Raw genomic sequence first — 15622 nt, forward strand, 5'->3', positions numbered from 1 at the left:
GCATAAAAATAATTAATCTTGTAAAAATTCATTGATTTATCGCGTAAATCAAGATATTATAAGCATAACGAGCTGACATAAAGCGCTTTCTTGCTGATTACGGTACACAGCGAAGAAACTTATTTTCCTAAATTATTTCAGATAACTTTTAAAATAAAATTTTATCTTGAAATCATATTTCATGATGCTATAATGAAATATGTAAGGTATCCTAACATTTATGTATCATGATTATAAAAAAGGGGGACATACGATGCGTCAGGTAGTACAGGTCGGAGCCGATCAGCTGCCGTCCATAGGCAGCAAGCTCTTGAAGAACAAGCGCTTCGGTCTGCTGACCAATCCAACGGGGATCGATGCGAAGTTCAGATCAACCATTGATCTGTGTCATCAAATCGAGGGTGCCAAGCTGACAGCTCTGTTCGCTTGCGAGCACGGCCTGCGCAACGAGAAACAGGCCGGGATTTTGTTCGAGGATGAAATCGACCCGGTCTATGGCATTCCGGTCTACAGTCTTTATGGAAGCAATAGAAAGCCTACTGCAGATATGCTTCGTGAGATTGACGCCGTTGTGTTCGACATTCAGGATTTAGGGGTTCGGTTTTATACTTATTTAACGACATTAATTTATGTGATGCAGTCGTGCGCCGCCCATCAGGTCGAGGTCATTGTACTGGATCGCCCGAATCCTCTCGGCGGTTACCGGATTGAAGGCGGCATGCTGGAGGAAGCCTTCTTCTCCATGGTAGGCGCCTGGAAGATGCCTGCGATGACCGGAATGACGATCGGGGAATTCGCCCGTCTAGTGAACGGCCAGATGGAGAAGCCCTGCGAGCTGCAGATCGTCCCGCTGATCGGCTGGCGAACTGTTCCATGGAATTTCCCGAAACCGGGCTGCCTTGGATCATGCCTTCGCCGAACATGCCGACGATCGATACGGTACGCGTCTACGCGGCCAACTGCCTGTATGAAGGTACGAATGTATCGGAAGGACGCGGCACGACCCGCCCCTTCGAGATGATCGGCGCTCCCTGGATGCAGCATCAGAAGCTGTGTGAGGCGATGAATGATATGAAGCTGCCCGGCGTCTGGTTCCAGCCTGTGACCTTCACTCCCTCTTTCAAAAAACATACAGGCCTTCTGTGCAACGGGGTCCTGACCTATGTGACCGATAAGGAGCAGTTCCAATCGGCAGAAACCGGCCTTCGTCTGCTGCATCAGATTCAATCGATGCACCCGGACGATTTCGACTGGTACCGGGGCAACGAGGATGGGCTTCCGTTTATCGATATTTTAACCGGCAGCGACAGAGTAAGGACTACGCTCCATCAGCCGCAGGCTCTCGAAGCCATTATTGCCTCCTGGCGGGAAGACTGCGAAGCCTGGAAGCAGATCCGCAAGCCTTACCTGCTCTATGAAGAAACAGGTGACGGCCGTCATGGCTGAGCAGACGGATTACGGGCCGGCAGGGCAGCTTGAGCGGCTGGGACTTTCCCCCGCCGCACTGGATGCGATGTGGGAGCCCCTGCGGCAGGCAATGTCCGCCAAGCTGATTCCCGGCGCTTCCGCCGCCGTGCTTTATAAAGGAGCACGAATCCGGTACGCCGGGGGCCTTGCGCTCGATACGCCGGATGCCCCCATCCCGGCCGCATTCGATACGCGGTATGACTGCGCCTCGCTCACGAAGGTGACCGTCACCCTGCCGCTTCTGCTGCTGCTCCTGGATCAGAGCCGGCTGCAGCTGGATGAACCGGGCCGCCTTCTATCTTCCCGCGTTCGATCGGCCGGATAAAAGAAACATCACCATCCGCCATCTGATGGCGCATATTTCCGGGCTGCCTGCCTCCTATGATTTTTATACGCGGCCATGGAGCACGGAAGACATCGTTACCTGTCTGGCGGAGGAGCCTCTCGCTTATGAGACAGGCACGCAGTGCATTTACAGCGATCTGGGATTTATCCTGCTCGGGGAAATCGCGGTCCGGCTGTACGGCTCGACGATCGATGAGGCGGCGAGCCGGTACCTGCTCGGACCGCTGGGAATGAAGCACACCGGTTTTTGCCCCGACCCATCCGAGCGTCCGCGTATCGCAGCGACGGAATACGCGCAGGAAATCGGGACGCACTGGCACGGTGTCGTCCACGACGAGAACGCCCGGGCCAGAGGCGGCATCAGCGGCCATGCCGGACTGTTCTCCACGGCAGGCGATCTGCTGGCCTACGCGGGGATGTGGCTGGCCGCTGTCGGCCGGAGCAGCGCAAGCTCGACGCCCGCTGACGGGGCGGCACCGCGCCTGCTCTCAGCGCGTTCCGCCGAGCAGGCCGTCGCAACCCAGACGCCTCAGCTGACCGGGGTCAACCGGGGGCTCGGCTGGGTGCTCAAGGGCGACAGCGCCGACGTCTCCGGCCCCTTGTTCTCGCCGCGTTCCTTCGGCCATACCGGCTTTACCGGAACGAGCCTGTATTTAGATCCGCAGCAGGATCTAGCCGTCGTGCTGCTTACCAACCGCGTCCACTATGGACGCCAGCAAAACGTGACGCAGCTGCGCACCGATTTTCATCAAGCAGTCGCTGCTGCCGTTTCAGGAAAGTGAATCCATACCCTAAACCCATTTTGATATGATGCGGAGGAGCATACGTATGAGAAAAAAACCGATCACCTTATCTGTATTAGGTCTTTCCCTGGCGGTTGCAATGACAGGCTGTGGCGGCGACGCCGGGCAAACGAAGGATGCAGGTAACACAGCACAGCCGCAAGCCCAAACGCCTGCGGCCAATAAAGTCAAAGTCAGCATCGCTTCCTGGAGATCGGAGCAAACCGAGGTTGAATTGTACAAGAAAATTCAGGCGGAGCTCAACAAAACGAGCCCGGAGATCGAGATCGACTTCAAGCCTGTGAAATCGACGGAGTACAACACTTCCCTGAACGTAGCGCTCAAAACGGACACGGCAGCCGATATCATTCAGCTTCGCCCTTATGCGGGAGCTACCGCCTTGGCGGATGCCGGCTACCTGGAGCCGATCGACGGCTTGAAGGGACTGGAGAACTTCAGCAAGGACCAGCTGATCGCCGCACAGGGCTCGGATAAGAAGCAGTACGGCGTTCCTTACATGCTGAGCTCCACGCAAGTTTTGTACAACAAAAAAATATTCGCCAAATACAACATTCAAGAACCCAAAACATGGGATGAGCTGATCAAAGCTGCCGAGACGCTGAAGCAGAACAAAGTCACGCCGTTCGCTTTCGGTTCGAAAGAAGGCTGGGTGCTCTCCCTGATGCACGGGGCCATCGCACCGCAATTTTACGGACTGGATTTCGTAGATAAGTTCTTAAAGGGCGAAGCCAAAATCGACAGCCCTGAATTCCTGAAATCCGTTGAAGCGCTGAACAGTCTCGCTCCTTACTTCCCGGCTAACTTCGAGGGACTGGGCATGGAGGACGTCCGCACCATGTTCGCCACCGAGCAAACGGCTATGGTTATTGACGGTCACTTCGAGATTGCCTCCATCCTTGCATTGAATCCGAAGCTTGAATTGGACGCCTTCCCTGTGCCTCCGGTTGACGCAAGCGGCAAGCCGACCGTGTCCACTTGGGTAGACGGATCGTTCGGGATTAACAAAAATTCGAAAAACAAAGAAGCCGCCAAAAAAGTGCTGGAGTTCATGACTACGAAAGCTTACGGCACGCTGATCGTCAATAATACGAAGTCTCCGTCCCCGCTTGCGGGCGTAACGACGGACGATCCGGTGATCAATAAAATTGCGAAGCTGTCTACGACGAATGCAACTCCGTACTTCGCCGTAACTTATCTGAACTCGGGTAATCCGACCGGCAAGGTTACGTTCGAAGGTTTGCTGCAAGGCATGTTTTTGAAGAAAACAACACCGAAGCAAGTCGTTGAAGAACTGCAAAAGAACGTAGACACCTGGTTTAAACCCGCTGCTGCAGGCAAATAATCCTGCGCCCTGCTGCCTCACTCAGGCTGCCGCCGTTTGAAACAGGTCCCTCTCTCAAGTCCCGGGGGGCCTGCGGCGGCAGCCGTTTTTCCTATTAGCCCATCAATCATCGTGAGGTGAATTTATACTATGGAGCACGCCAATAACGTCAGTGTGAACCGGAAGAAAAAGAATGGATCCAATTGGATCATTCATGCTTTTCCGATTCCAGCCGTCGTCGTATATACACTCTTCTTCGTTTACCCTATCTTCGCCGCCTTCGCTTACAGCTTGTTCGACTGGAAAGGCATGACGATGGGCAAGTTTAATTACTTCAATAATTTCGTCAAGCTGTTTACCCAGGAGCCGTTCAACGGCATGTTCTGGAATGCGCTCAAGCACAACGTTTATTACTTTGTCGTGGAGATGATCGTTCAGAACGGCATCGCCTTCCTGCTCGCTTATATCATCTTTAAGAAAGTCAAAGGCGCGCAGTGGTTTAAAGTCGCTTATTTTATTCCTCGGCTTTTGTCGATTATTGTTGTCGGCTTTATGTGGAAGCTGATTCTTAATCCGAACACCGGTATTGTGAATGTCATCTTGAAAAAGCTCGGGCTGGACAGTTTGGCCCATGCATGGCTCGGGGACCCGAACACGGCGCTAACTTCCGTCGTGCTGGTGAACTGCTGGTTCGCCATCGGTTTCTTCATGCTGATCTTTCTTGCCGGACTGCAGTCCGTTTCTACGGAAGTGCTGGAAGCTGCAAAACTGGACGGTGCAACGGGCTTCCGCCTTATCCGTTCCGTCGTGCTTCCGATGATGTTCCAGCCGATCGTCATTGTGATCGTCATGACGTTTATTCAGGCCTTCGAGGCGTTCGAGCTTGTGTTCGCGATGCAGGGCTCGATGGGTGAGCCTTATTATTCGACAGACTTGATGGCCGTCTTCTTCTACCGTACCGCCTTCGGCAGCGGCGCCGGAGATTCGGGCGAGCTCGGGGTCGGTTCCGCGCTGGCCGTCGTCATGTTCGCTATCATCGCAACGATTTCCGCTGTCTTCATGTCTTACGTCAATAAAAAGAACGCGGAGTAGAAAGGGAGGATCGGCCGATGAAACCAAACCCAATTGTTCGCTGCCTGCTGTATATCGTATCGATCGGTTACGCGCTGCTGTCGCTCTTCCCGATTTTCCTGATGCTGATTTCGTCAGTGAAGCCGAACATCGAAATATTTACGAAGCCGCTGTCGCTCCCTTCGGAGCTGAGCTTCACTTCTTACCAAACGCTGTTTGTCAAACTGAACTATGCCGATTATATTAAAAATAGCGTGTTTGTCAGCGCCGTGACGCTGCTCATTCTGCTCGTCTTCAGCGTCATGCTTTCTTATTACATCGCCAGATTCAATTTTAAATGGAACGGCGCGCTGTTCTTTTATTTTCTGATCGGGATGATGCTTCCGATCAAGCTCGGACTCGTACCGCTGTTCCTGCTAATCAAGGATTTGCACCTGGTCAACTCGTTATGGTCCATCATCCTTATCCATGTTGGCTCCGGCATTCCGATGGCCGTACTGATTCTGACCGGATTTTTCCGCACGCTCCCTAAGGAGCTCGAAGAAGCAGGACGTATCGACGGCGCCTCCAATATGGGATTGCTGATGCAGATTCTGCTTCCGCTTATGCGCCCTGCGCTTGGAACGGTGACCATCGTCAACTTTATCGGCGTATGGAACGACTTCTTCTTCCCGATGATCTTTATTCAGGACGAAGCTAAGAAAACCATTCCTGTAGGGATGCTGAAGCTGTTCAGCGAATTTACGACCGACTGGAGCGTACTGTTCGCCGGCTTGACCTTGTCCTCGCTGCCGATGATCATTATCTTCATCTTTGCTTCACGTCAATTTATGGACGGACTTACGGCAGGGGCCGTGAAATAATATAATGAAACAATACAAGTAGAAGGAGCAAGCATATGAACGGTGGGTTAGTGAGACTCCGGGAAATTCTGGATTTGATTACTCCGTCCGAACGGAAGGTAGCGGAGTTCATTCTACAGGACCCCGAACGCATCATCGGCTTGTCCGTCGCCCAGCTCTCCCAGGAAAGCGGCGGCAGCCAGGCCGCTGTTATCCGGCTGTGCAAATCGGCCGGGTTCAAAGGCTACCAGGAGCTGATGCTGAAGGTAGCCGGCGACTTGAAGGATGAGCGCAGCGGCACAGGCTACCAGGAGATTAAAGGCGAGGATTCGATTGAGCGCATTATCGAGAACGCTTCGAACAATAACATCCAGTCGATCCGGGATACGCTGAAAATTTTGTCTCCTGCGAATGTGCAAAAGGCGGTCGAAGCGCTGCTTCGCGCCAAGCGCATTTACTTTTACGGTATCGGCGCCTCCAACCTGATCGCTACCGATGCCCAGCATAAATTTATGCGCATTAACAAAACATGCTTCTCCTTCGTCGACTCCGACCTGCAGCTGGTTTCCTCGGCGCTGCTGACCAAGGACGACACCGTTGTCGGCATCTCTTACTCAGGGGAAACACCGACCATCGTCGAATGCATGAAGCGCGCCCGCGAATCCGGGGCTACGACCATCTCTATCACACGGTACGGCAGCACGGCCGTCAGCCAGCTTGCCGATATCCCCTTATTCATCTCTTCGACGGAAACGGAAATACGCAGCGGCGCCACCTCCTCCCGGATCACCCAGCTGAATGTGATCGACATTTTGTATTTGGGCGTCGCAAGCAGAGAATTCGACGAATCCGTTCACTATTTGGAAAAAAGCCGCGGCGCGGTCAAAAAAGCCAGAAGATAACAGCCTCCCTTTCCCCGGATGGCTGTTTTTCTTTGTTTCCCCGCATCCTCCCGGGAATGGCCTCTCAAGATCAAGGGAAAGCTATGGAATAATAAGGTAACGAGGAGGCGGCAAGATGAACATGAACGCCGCAAGCGCACAGCACAAGCCGAACGGAATCATCATCGCGGGATTGCTGCTTGGCATTCTGATGGCTTCGATGGATAACACAATCGTATCTACCGCTATGGGCACGATCGTCGGCGAGCTGGGAGGTCTGGATAAGTTCGTATGGGTGACCTCCGCTTACATGATCGCGGAAATGGCCGGCATGCCGATCTTCGGTAAGCTGTCCGATATGTACGGACGCAAACGATTTTTCGTATTCGGCATCATTGTCTTCATGCTCGGCTCCATCCTGTGCGGAACCGCCGGATCGATTGTCGAGCTGAGCGCCTATCGGGCGGTGCAGGGCTTAGGAGGCGGCGCCCTGGTGCCTATCGCCTTCACGATTATGTTCGACGCCGTTCCCCTTGAGCAGCGCGGCAAGCTGGGCGGCCTGTTCGGGGCGGTTTTCGGGATGTCGAGCATCTTCGGCCCTCTGCTGGGGGCCTACATTACCGACTACATTAACTGGCAGTGGGTTTTCTACATTAACCTGCCGCTGGGGCTGATCGCTTTTATTCTCATCGCCTGCTTCTACAAGGAGTCCCACCAGCATTCGAAGCAGCCGATTGACTGGTGGGGAGCGTTCTCCCTGGTCGGCGCCGTAATCTGTCTGATGTTCGCTCTTGAATTCGGCGGCAAGCAGTACGCATGGAATTCTGGGATCATCCTCGGTCTATTCATCGCCTTCGCCGTGCTGACGGTTCTGTTCATTCTCGTGGAACGACGGGCCGAAGAGCCGATCATTACGTTCGGCATGTTCCGCAAAAGGCTGTATGCTACAAGCAATGCCATCGCCATTCTCAGCGGGGCCGCTTTCATTACCGCCTCCGTCTATATCCCGATCTTCATCCAGGGGGTGCTCGGGGGCTCGGCGACAAACTCCGGTCTGGTGCTGCTTCCGATGATGCTGGGCTCGGTCGTCACCGCGACCGGAGGCGGGATGCTGCTGTCCAGGATCGCCTACCGGTCTATCATGATCCCGACGCTGCTTATTCTCACGGCCGGACTTGCGCTGCTGACGACCTTGTCCACTGCATCGACCCGCTGGATCGTCACGATATATATGATTCTGGTCGGCCTGGGGATCGGCGCCTCGTTCTCCGTGCTCAGCAATGCCGCTATCCAATCGTTCAGCGCCCGGCAGCGGGGCTCCGCGAGCTCGACGCTCAACTTCCTGCGATCACTCGGCATGACGGTAGGCATTACGATCTTCGGGATTATCCAGAGCCATTCGTTTACGCGGCAGCTGACGGATGCCATGGCTGCTTCAGGGCTTGGCGGCAGCGGCATGCAGCTGCCGCCGGGCACGGAGCTGAGCGATCCGCATGCCCTGCTGTCCCCGGAAGCCCGGGCGCTCATTCCGAAGCCTATCCTGGACCAAATTACGGCGGCATTGGCCGATTCGATCGCCCATACGTTCATCTGGGCCATCATCCCTGCCGCCCTGGCTCTTATCGCCTCCTTCTTTATGGGAGGCGACCGCCTGGAGGAAGCCGCAGAAGAGCCCGGCGCTTCGGGAGCGGCATCGCATTAAGGCTGCGGCGCAGCGCGCGTCTGGCATTGGCCCGCGTTGACGAGAAGCGCAGCCGCGGCCGCTCCCCGGCTCGCAAAAAAGCACCCCGAGCGAGGGCACTGTGCTGCAGCAGTCAAGCTGCTGAGCGATGCCCGTTCGGAGTGCTTCTTATTGTTCTATAGAAGAAGTGCGGCGCAGCTTACCACTCGGTAACAGTGCCGTCTTCGTTGCGCCATACCGGATTGCGCCATTGATGTCCGATGGCGGCCATCTCACGGACCTTCGCTTCATTGATTTCGATGCCGAGCCCCGGCTTCGTCAACCGCTTCACATAGCCGTTCTCGTAATCGAACACGCCGGGATCGACCAAGTAATCGAGCAGATCGGAGCCCTGATTATAATGGATCCCCAGGCTTTGCTCCTGGATAAACGAATTCGGCGTGCAGAAATCAAGCTGCAGCGAGGAAGCGAGCGCAATCGGTCCAAGCGGGCAGTGCGGCGCTACCGCGACGTCGAAGGCTTCGGCCATCGCCGCGATTTTGCGCACCTCCCAGATGCCGCCGGCGTGGCTCAGGTCCGGCTGGATGATGTCCACGCCGCCCTGCGTCAGCAGGCGCTTGAAATCCCAGCGCGTATACATCCGCTCGCCGGTCGCAATCGGCACGCTGCAGCCCTTGGTAATCTCCAGCAGCGCCTCGTTGTTCTCGGAGAGCACCGGCTCTTCGATAAACATCGGCTTGAACGGCTCCATCTCCTTGATCAGCACCTTGGCCATCGTCTTGTGAACGCGGCCGTGCAGATCGACGCCGATCCCGTTGCCGTAACCGATAGCTTCACGCACGGCAGCCAGCCGCTCGACAGCCTCCTGCACCTTCAGGTGCGAGTCGATCCATTCCATCTCGGCGGTGCCGTTCATTTTGATAGCGGTATAGCCCTGCGCAATCTTCTCGCGGGCGGACTCCGCAACGTCGGACGGCTTATCTCCGCCGATCCAGGCGTACACGCGCATCTTGTCGCGAACCGGGCCGCCTAACAAATCGTACACAGGCACGCCGAGGCTTTTGCCTTTAATATCCCACAGCGCCTGCTCGATGCCCGAGATCGCGCTGGTCAGGATCGGACCCCCGCGGTAAAATCCGCCGCGGTACAGCACCTGCCACAAGTCCTCCACATGGCCTGGATCGCGGCCGATCAGAAATTCGCTCATTTCCTGCACGGCGGCAGCTACCGTATCCGCCTTGCCTTCCACGATCGGCTCGCCCCAGCCGACGATTCCGTCATCGGTCGTAATTTTCAGAAACAGCCACCGCGGCGGCACCTTAAACAGCTCCAACGATTGAATCTTCATCCTAAATCTCTCCTTCTCCCTTTTGAAATTCAACAAGCATATCCTCCAGATGGCATTTCATTAAAGCTCTGGCCTGGGTCGGATTGGACTGAACAATCGCCTGCGCGATCAGGTAGTGATAAGAAGACGCTTTCTCGTCCATCCCTTCCCATTTCATCGATTTGCGCCGGCTGTCGACCAGCAGATCGGTAATCATCTCAAGCATCCGGTACATGATTTCATTGTGCGACGCTTTCGCGATCAGCTCATGAAACCGCATATCTTCCTTGAGAAAGTCCTGTCCCTTCTCCACCTTCCGCTGCATCGCCCGGGCAGTCTCCATAATCTCGGCCGCCTCTTCGTCCGAGGCCTTCGCCGCCGCCAGAGCCGCAAGCTCCGGCTCGATAATAAGCCGGGATTCGGTTAGCTGCAGCATGGTAGCCCGCTCAAGAAAATCGATCCGCGACGCAGGAGCCGCAGACAAATCCTGCTCGACATAAGTCCCTCTCCCCTGCTCGATGCGCAGAATCTTCTGCTTGCCGAGAATCCGCACGGCTTCCCGCACGGAAGAGATACCGACTCCAAGCTCGGCCGACAGCTGTTCGAGCGGCGGAAGCTGTTCCCCCTGCTTCCATATGCCTTCTTTAATGTTCTGCTTGATCTGGTCGTAAACGGTTTCATAAGTAAGTTTCTTTCCCACTGCCTTCACCTGCTTCTTGCCTCATTGCATCTGATCGGTTCGTATATTCGCTTAAGTCATCTGATGTATATTAAATATAATACAATTCATATGATGTTTCAATTGTTTTTTATAAAGGTGCGAACCGATTTGTCCGGCTGATCGCATGCGCGCCTAAATAGATGACGATATAAATCGGGAACGAGTAATAATGATGCCATACAATAGGGGCATAGTAATCCGCCCAGGTGAACAGCGGTTCCCCTATCATCGAGACGCCTCCCCCGAACACAACCGCCTTAAGCCATGGATTGACCTGCGGCTTGACCTGAAGCAGCAGCATGACCGTAATCGGAAGGTAAGTGAAATCCCATAGCAAAAAAGAGGGCAGCGTAGGCAGTTCTACCATGTGATATCTCCACCAGCCCATAGAAACACCGAGGAAATCAAACCAGGACGCAATGACCAGCACAAATAAACCGGATAACATCAGCCTGCCGGTCGCGTCCTTTTTTCTGAATTTAAACCAGACCGTCCACAAAACGATCATCATCACCAAGGCCATCTGAAGCTGCCAGCTGTCCAGGATGCTGTTCAGCCACAAGCTCGTCAGCTCTCGATGTATATTATGGAATTGTTCGAACAGCTCGTCCATCCGCCCGCTGGTTTGGGGGTTCATTTTCATTGTTATCATCCCGTTCAAATCATCTTTCAAGCTTTAAAATAGTATATGTCCAGAATTTCATATCATACGCATACAGGTCCAAGACTGCACGCGCCGGGGGATGCGCAATAATTTCGCCCCACCCATCACATACTAACTTCAATCGATAAAGTGTTGGGGGATAAGATGAAACAACAAATCTTGGTTATTGAGGACGAGGAAAAAATCGCACGGATCTTGCAGCTGGAGCTGGAGCATGAAGGCTACGGTGTAGAGTGCGCCGATAACGGCAGAGACGGACTGGAGATGGCCTTGTCGACGGAGCGCGATCTGGTGCTGCTCGATATTATGCTGCCGGAGCTGAGCGGATTGGAGGTGCCTGCGCCGGCTGCGCCAACAGGGCAGCCAGGTGCCCGTCATCCTGCTGACCGCACGGGATGCCGTACCGGACCGGGTCAGCGGGCTCGATTTGGGCGCTAACGATTACGTCACCAAACCGTTCGCGATTGAGGAGCTGCTGGCCCGCATCCGCAATGTGCTGCGGATGTCCGTGCAGCAAACCAGCTCCGCCGCTTCGGCGCTTGCAGCCGATGACGAGGTGACCGTGGACAGTCTGTCGATGAACATCCGCACCCGGCAGGTCGTCCGGGACGGGAATCTCATCGAGCTGACTCCGAAGGAATTCGATCTGCTGTATTTCCTTGTCAGCCGCCAAGGAGAGGTGCTTTCCCGCGAGCAGATTTTATCCGAGGTCTGGGGCTACGACTTCATCGGCGACACGAATGTCGTAGACGTGTATATCCGGTATTTGCGGCAAAAGGTTGACCAGGGCTATCCATGCAAGCTTATCCATACGCTGCGCGGCGTCGGCTATCTGGTAAAGGACTGCGAAACGACGTCATGAGGCTGCGCACGCAAATTACCCTGCTTATCGTTTCCTCCCTGCTGGCCGTCCTGTTCTTTTTCAGCGTTTTTACGTATTATACCTTTGTGCGGATCACCACCAAAAGTGAAATTGGCGTGCTGTGGAACGCCACCCAGACCATTCTCGAGCTGCCCGGCATTACGACGCCGGAGCAGTGGAATTATACGGGCTGGATTCGTTCCTCGCTCATGCCTCAAGAGCTGATCCGAATTATCGACACCCAGTCTACGGTGAAGCTTCAGCTCAAAACCGACAATGAGCTGCTGCAGATTCCAGCGCAATTCAGTACGCAGACCTTTTCCAAAACGTTAAAAACGAGCGAAGCCTTGATGGTCTATGTCCAGGTGCCGATCACCGACGAGGAGCAGCATACGATCGGGGTGCTTCAGCTCGGCCGCAAGCTGGACGCGCTCGACGACTATATGAGCGTCCTGCTGGCCGTGCTGTCGTTTACAACGGCGGTAGCCGCGTTGTTGTCGCTTGTCGGGGGCATGTACTTTGCCCGCATTATTCTGAGGCCGATTCATGAGCTGGCTCAAATCATGGAGTCCATTCAGCGCAGCGGCGTCTTCAAGCGTGTGGTCATGCCGCCCTCGAAGCGGCAGGACGAGCTGGGGCGGCTCATTCATACGTTCAACGCCATGATCGGCAAGCTGGAAACGAATTTTTTTCAGCAGCGCCAATTCCTGGCGGATGCGTCGCACGAGTTGAAAACACCGCTGACGATTATCGAAAGCTATGCCAACCTGCTCAAGCGGTGGGGCGGCAATGACCCCAAGCTGCGGGAGGAGGCGATTGAAGCGATCCAATCGGAGGCTTCGCGCCTTCGCAATCTGACGCATACCCTGCTGTCGGTGGCGGACCCGAATCCCCTTCCCAGGAGGAGACGACGGACTTCGACCTGGAAGAAATGGTGCTCAGCACCGCCGCTTCCCTCCAGCATGCCTTTCAACGGGAGCTTACCTGCGAAATCCGCTTGGAGGAGCGGATGATGCACGGTAACCCGGAGCGAATCAAGCAGCTGCTCATCATATTAATGGATAACGCCATTAAATACAGCGATGAACGGGTCATCGTCACCTTGGAGCCCGATCCCCGCGACAGCCAGATTGTCGTGCTGAAGGTGATCGACCGCGGAATCGGTATCGAGGCGTCGCATATCCCCCGCTTGTTCGACCGCTTCTACCGGGTCGATCAGGCAAGGAACCGGTCCACAGGCGGAAGCGGCCTCGGACTTGCCATCGCTCAAACGATCGTCCGCGCCCATCGGGGAACGATCAGCGTGACGAGCGCCCTAGGCGTGGGAACCCAGGTGACCGTTATCCTTCCGCTGCGTTAAAAACCGGATCTCTTACATCCCCTTTCGGGGAGAGATCCGGTTTGATGCGTGCGAATTTTATCTGATCAATCCCATATTGAGCGTTTTCAGATGAACCTGCACGTCAATATCCGCCTCGGCAAACGCCTTCCCCCACTGGTCTTGGACCCGCTTCCACGTATCATATTCATGGGCTCTGGCATACATCCCGAGTCCGATCGGATCGAGCTTTATTTGCTGAAGCCGCTTAACCAGATCCCTGAGATCCTGCCCAAGCTGCTGCTCCAAAGCCTGTCGAAGCTTTCCCTCATCTTTTCTCATATCATACGGAAACAATCGCTCCGTCTGTAAAGCGGAGACCTTAAATATCATTTGAAACCGGAAACGGCCGTCCTTAAATCCGGTTTTGATGGAACGGTGTATATTTTCGACATAATAGCTGATCCGGTTACGGTGAAACCAATTGTCTTTGACGCCAGGCACGGGAAGCGTTAATGAGAGCTGGCCCTGTTTATTGTCCTGCAGTATGCGCAGCAGCTCCGTCTCTTGAAGCAGCAGCGTATCCACGTATCTGCCCCGCCTGTCTAACAGAGCGGTCCCGGCCACCTCCAGGCTGTTCTCCATTTTCAATTCCGTTACAGCAGGCGTCATTCCTTTCTCGTAAAACTGGGTGTGAAGCGTGGCTAACGACGTTTTGACCGTTAAATTCCTCCGGTCCGCCGTATCGATAAGCTTCGTCATATGAAGCGGCAGTCTCGGTTTGTCCTTAGGGTAGTAATTAATGAATTTGGAGACCGGACCGTCTACTACCGCTACTTTGGCATTCAACGTCGATTTGGCGTCGCGAAACATGACATCGAGCATCGAGAACCAATCCGGATGCTCCACTACTTTCTTGCCCAGGAGAAAAACCTGAACTTTTCCTTTACTGGTCAGCGCGGTAGTGACCGCATCGAACTCCTCTCTCGAATATCGCAAAGTAGCCGACTTGACCCCATACTCCTCCGTCTTCTTCGTAGCTTCCTTGCTGAACACCGGGCTGGAGGAATAAAATAGCAGTTGGTTATCCTCATCCAAATCAATGCCCAGCGATAAGGTTAAAGTAATATCCTCGAGGTCAATCCGGTCTCTGCAGCCTGGGAGCAGCAGGAGACTCACGGTGATAAGCAGCACCAGGACCAGCCGCCGATGTCTCATACAGCACGCCTCCGCTTGAATCGATGATAGACCCATCCGTACCCCCATAAGAATAAGGGCAGCAGGTAGGCAAAGCAGATGCCGCCGGTGCTGATCGCCTTAATTTGCCGGTCGCTGTCGTGAAAAGACGGATTGAGCCACAGCGTCACGAGAACAAAGCAAGCAATAGCTATCGAAAAGTACTGCACCGGCTTCTGCTTGCCCAGAATCAGCCCGCTGCAGTAGACCCCGATATACATAAACGGCATCCATGAGGTAGACAGGACGAATAAATAAAGCGCCAGAGCGATGACGTCGAAGCGCTCCACATATCTTAATTCGATGGTCTTCAGAACGGTTAACGGGGGATCGTTGAATTGAACAATCTCATCGGGACTGAAATGAGTAAAGCAGACCATCGTTATAAACAAATAGAGCAGCAGCGTTAAAGTATTCGCGACAATAATGCCTCTGACGGCATGCTGTTTTTGCTGCAGCGCCGGGTAGCAAAAAAACGCAACCTCAAAGCCTAAATAAGACAATACCGTGGAGGTGACCGTATTCAGTACGGGCCCCCAGCCCTCCTTGAGCACAGGAAGCAGATAAATAAATTTCCCTTCGATCAATGGAAAAACCAATATCAGCACAATCATGATCTTCATCAGATAAGCGAGCTCGGTATACCTGCCCAAAATCTTGAACCCGCCCGGCACGATAAAGATGGCAGGCAGCAGAAGCAGCAGCATGATCGTGTATTGGGGCGTCTCCTGCAGCATCCAGCTTTTAATGTACAGCACGGTTTTGGTAAGCATGATAAAAGCGAACACGACAAAATAACTGCCGCTTAGAACGATGCCAAGCCACCTGGCCCACCGGCCGAAAAACCGCCCCAGCAAATCCCCCAGATGATCGTTAGGGTAAGACTTCATCGTGTTGATAATGAGCAGGCTGGCCGTCACAGAAGCCATCCAACCGAAAAAAAGTGCGATCCACCCGTCCGTGCCCGCCCCTTCCGCCAGCTGCCGCGGCAAAGAGAGCACTCCTACCGCCACCTGTGTGCCGTGGATCAGAAATATGTACTGCAGCAGCGTCAAATGCCGCGAATCGGGCTGTCTCATCAGC

The 15622-nt window shown here is 54.4% G+C and carries 16 protein-coding genes and 1 pseudogene; 12 read left to right on the forward strand and 5 right to left on the reverse strand.

The features are described 5' to 3' along the window. Nucleotides 1–253: 253 nt before the first annotated feature. The 9 genes from ACHHV8_RS29395 (at nucleotide 254) to ACHHV8_RS29435 (ending at nucleotide 8432) form a co-directional block, all read left to right on the forward strand. Nucleotides 254–1021, forward strand: coding sequence for an exo-beta-N-acetylmuramidase NamZ family protein (locus ACHHV8_RS29395; RefSeq protein WP_395162833.1), 768 nt, complete (start codon nucleotides 254–256; stop codon nucleotides 1019–1021). After that, a complete protein-coding gene (locus tag ACHHV8_RS29400) occupies nucleotides 922–1446 on the forward strand; it encodes a DUF1343 domain-containing protein (RefSeq protein ID WP_395163657.1) in 525 nt (174 codons plus the stop codon). Before ACHHV8_RS29395 ends, ACHHV8_RS29400 begins: the two co-directional genes overlap by 100 nt. After that, nucleotides 1439–1792, forward strand: a complete 354-nt coding sequence (locus tag ACHHV8_RS29405) for a serine hydrolase (RefSeq protein ID WP_395162834.1) — start codon at nucleotides 1439–1441, stop codon at nucleotides 1790–1792. Before ACHHV8_RS29400 ends, ACHHV8_RS29405 begins: the two co-directional genes overlap by 8 nt. After that, nucleotides 1746–2594, forward strand: coding sequence for a serine hydrolase domain-containing protein (locus ACHHV8_RS29410; protein ID WP_395162835.1), 849 nt, complete (start codon nucleotides 1746–1748; stop codon nucleotides 2592–2594). Before ACHHV8_RS29405 ends, ACHHV8_RS29410 begins: the two co-directional genes overlap by 47 nt. 46 nt (nucleotides 2595–2640) lie before the next feature. Then, nucleotides 2641–3957, forward strand: coding sequence for an ABC transporter substrate-binding protein (locus ACHHV8_RS29415; protein ID WP_395162836.1), 1317 nt, complete (start codon nucleotides 2641–2643; stop codon nucleotides 3955–3957). A 129-nt stretch (nucleotides 3958–4086) separates the two neighbouring features. Beyond that, nucleotides 4087–5028 (forward strand): carbohydrate ABC transporter permease, encoded by a 942-nt coding sequence (locus ACHHV8_RS29420; protein WP_395162837.1) that lies wholly within the window; start codon nucleotides 4087–4089, stop codon nucleotides 5026–5028. Between the two features lie 17 nt (nucleotides 5029–5045). Beyond that, complete coding sequence (locus ACHHV8_RS29425; protein ID WP_395162838.1) at nucleotides 5046–5870, forward strand: carbohydrate ABC transporter permease; 825 nt, start codon at nucleotides 5046–5048, stop codon at nucleotides 5868–5870. A gap of 35 nt (nucleotides 5871–5905) precedes the next feature. Next, nucleotides 5906–6751, forward strand: coding sequence for a MurR/RpiR family transcriptional regulator (locus ACHHV8_RS29430; RefSeq protein ID WP_395162839.1), 846 nt, complete (start codon nucleotides 5906–5908; stop codon nucleotides 6749–6751). A 121-nt stretch (nucleotides 6752–6872) separates the two neighbouring features. Continuing rightward, nucleotides 6873–8432, forward strand: coding sequence for an MFS transporter (locus tag ACHHV8_RS29435; RefSeq protein WP_395163658.1), 1560 nt, complete (start codon nucleotides 6873–6875; stop codon nucleotides 8430–8432). Nucleotides 8433–8610: 178 nt separating this feature from the next. On the opposite strand, the gene dgoD is transcribed toward ACHHV8_RS29435, so the two are convergent. The 3 genes from dgoD to ACHHV8_RS29450 form a co-directional block, all read right to left on the reverse strand. Beyond that, nucleotides 8611–9759: a galactonate dehydratase gene (gene dgoD / locus ACHHV8_RS29440; protein ID WP_395162840.1), complete on the reverse strand. Its 1149-nt coding sequence runs from the start codon at nucleotides 9757–9759 to the stop codon at nucleotides 8611–8613. 1 nt (nucleotide 9760) lies between these two features. Beyond that, nucleotides 9761–10438, reverse strand: coding sequence for a FadR/GntR family transcriptional regulator (locus tag ACHHV8_RS29445; protein ID WP_395162841.1), 678 nt, complete (start codon nucleotides 10436–10438; stop codon nucleotides 9761–9763). Between the two features lie 109 nt (nucleotides 10439–10547). Continuing rightward, nucleotides 10548–11102: a CBO0543 family protein gene (locus tag ACHHV8_RS29450; RefSeq protein WP_395162842.1), complete on the reverse strand. Its 555-nt coding sequence runs from the start codon at nucleotides 11100–11102 to the stop codon at nucleotides 10548–10550. Between the two features lie 165 nt (nucleotides 11103–11267). On the opposite strand from ACHHV8_RS29450, the pseudogene ACHHV8_RS29455 reads away from it, so the two are divergent. From ACHHV8_RS29455 to ACHHV8_RS29465, 3 genes and pseudogenes are all read left to right on the forward strand, one after another. After that, a pseudogene (locus ACHHV8_RS29455) lies at nucleotides 11268–11985 on the forward strand (response regulator transcription factor). Next, on the forward strand, nucleotides 11982–12998 hold the full coding sequence (locus ACHHV8_RS29460) for a histidine kinase dimerization/phospho-acceptor domain-containing protein (protein WP_395162843.1): 1017 nt from the start codon (nucleotides 11982–11984) through the stop codon (nucleotides 12996–12998). The pseudogene ACHHV8_RS29455 and the gene ACHHV8_RS29460 overlap by 4 nt, the downstream one beginning before the upstream one ends. Continuing rightward, nucleotides 12995–13345, forward strand: coding sequence for a sensor histidine kinase (locus ACHHV8_RS29465; protein ID WP_395162844.1), 351 nt, complete (start codon nucleotides 12995–12997; stop codon nucleotides 13343–13345). Before ACHHV8_RS29460 ends, ACHHV8_RS29465 begins: the two co-directional genes overlap by 4 nt. A gap of 57 nt (nucleotides 13346–13402) precedes the next feature. Here ACHHV8_RS29465 and ACHHV8_RS29470 read toward each other — a convergent pair whose 3' ends face one another. Both ACHHV8_RS29470 and ACHHV8_RS29475 read right to left on the reverse strand, forming a co-directional pair. Continuing rightward, on the reverse strand, nucleotides 13403–14521 hold the full coding sequence (locus tag ACHHV8_RS29470) for a Ger(x)C family spore germination protein (protein ID WP_395162845.1): 1119 nt from the start codon (nucleotides 14519–14521) through the stop codon (nucleotides 13403–13405). Further along, on the reverse strand, nucleotides 14518–15618 hold the full coding sequence (locus tag ACHHV8_RS29475) for a GerAB/ArcD/ProY family transporter (protein WP_395162846.1): 1101 nt from the start codon (nucleotides 15616–15618) through the stop codon (nucleotides 14518–14520). Before ACHHV8_RS29475 ends, ACHHV8_RS29470 begins: the two co-directional genes overlap by 4 nt. Between the last annotated feature and the right edge of the window lie 4 nt (nucleotides 15619–15622).

It is taken from the genome of Paenibacillus sp. TAB_01 (assembly GCF_043945595.1).
Classification (GTDB): Bacteria; Bacillota; Bacilli; order Paenibacillales; family NBRC-103111; genus Paenibacillus_S.

Bases quoted from the DNA above. Each gene is read 5' to 3' on its own strand.
- ACHHV8_RS29400 (WP_395163657.1), top strand. From the start codon at position 922: ATGCCGACGATCGATACGGTACGCGTCTACGCGGCCAACTGCCTGTAT.
- ACHHV8_RS29430 (WP_395162839.1), top strand. From the start codon at position 5,906: ATGAACGGTGGGTTAGTGAGACTCCGGGAAATTCTGGATTTGATTACT.
- ACHHV8_RS29470 (WP_395162845.1), bottom strand. From the start codon at position 14,521: ATGAGACATCGGCGGCTGGTCCTGGTGCTGCTTATCACCGTGAGTCTC.
- ACHHV8_RS29410 (WP_395162835.1), top strand. From the start codon at position 1,746: ATGAACCGGGCCGCCTTCTATCTTCCCGCGTTCGATCGGCCGGATAAA.
- ACHHV8_RS29435 (WP_395163658.1), top strand. From the start codon at position 6,873: ATGAACGCCGCAAGCGCACAGCACAAGCCGAACGGAATCATCATCGCG.
- ACHHV8_RS29450 (WP_395162842.1), bottom strand. From the start codon at position 11,102: ATGAAAATGAACCCCCAAACCAGCGGGCGGATGGACGAGCTGTTCGAA.
- ACHHV8_RS29420 (WP_395162837.1), top strand. From the start codon at position 4,087: ATGGAGCACGCCAATAACGTCAGTGTGAACCGGAAGAAAAAGAATGGA.
- ACHHV8_RS29465 (WP_395162844.1), top strand. From the start codon at position 12,995: ATGATGCACGGTAACCCGGAGCGAATCAAGCAGCTGCTCATCATATTA.
- ACHHV8_RS29425 (WP_395162838.1), top strand. From the start codon at position 5,046: ATGAAACCAAACCCAATTGTTCGCTGCCTGCTGTATATCGTATCGATC.
- ACHHV8_RS29405 (WP_395162834.1), top strand. From the start codon at position 1,439: ATGGCTGAGCAGACGGATTACGGGCCGGCAGGGCAGCTTGAGCGGCTG.
- ACHHV8_RS29395 (WP_395162833.1), top strand. From the start codon at position 254: ATGCGTCAGGTAGTACAGGTCGGAGCCGATCAGCTGCCGTCCATAGGC.
- ACHHV8_RS29460 (WP_395162843.1), top strand. From the start codon at position 11,982: ATGAGGCTGCGCACGCAAATTACCCTGCTTATCGTTTCCTCCCTGCTG.
- ACHHV8_RS29475 (WP_395162846.1), bottom strand. From the start codon at position 15,618: ATGAGACAGCCCGATTCGCGGCATTTGACGCTGCTGCAGTACATATTT.
- ACHHV8_RS29415 (WP_395162836.1), top strand. From the start codon at position 2,641: ATGAGAAAAAAACCGATCACCTTATCTGTATTAGGTCTTTCCCTGGCG.
- dgoD (WP_395162840.1), bottom strand. From the start codon at position 9,759: ATGAAGATTCAATCGTTGGAGCTGTTTAAGGTGCCGCCGCGGTGGCTG.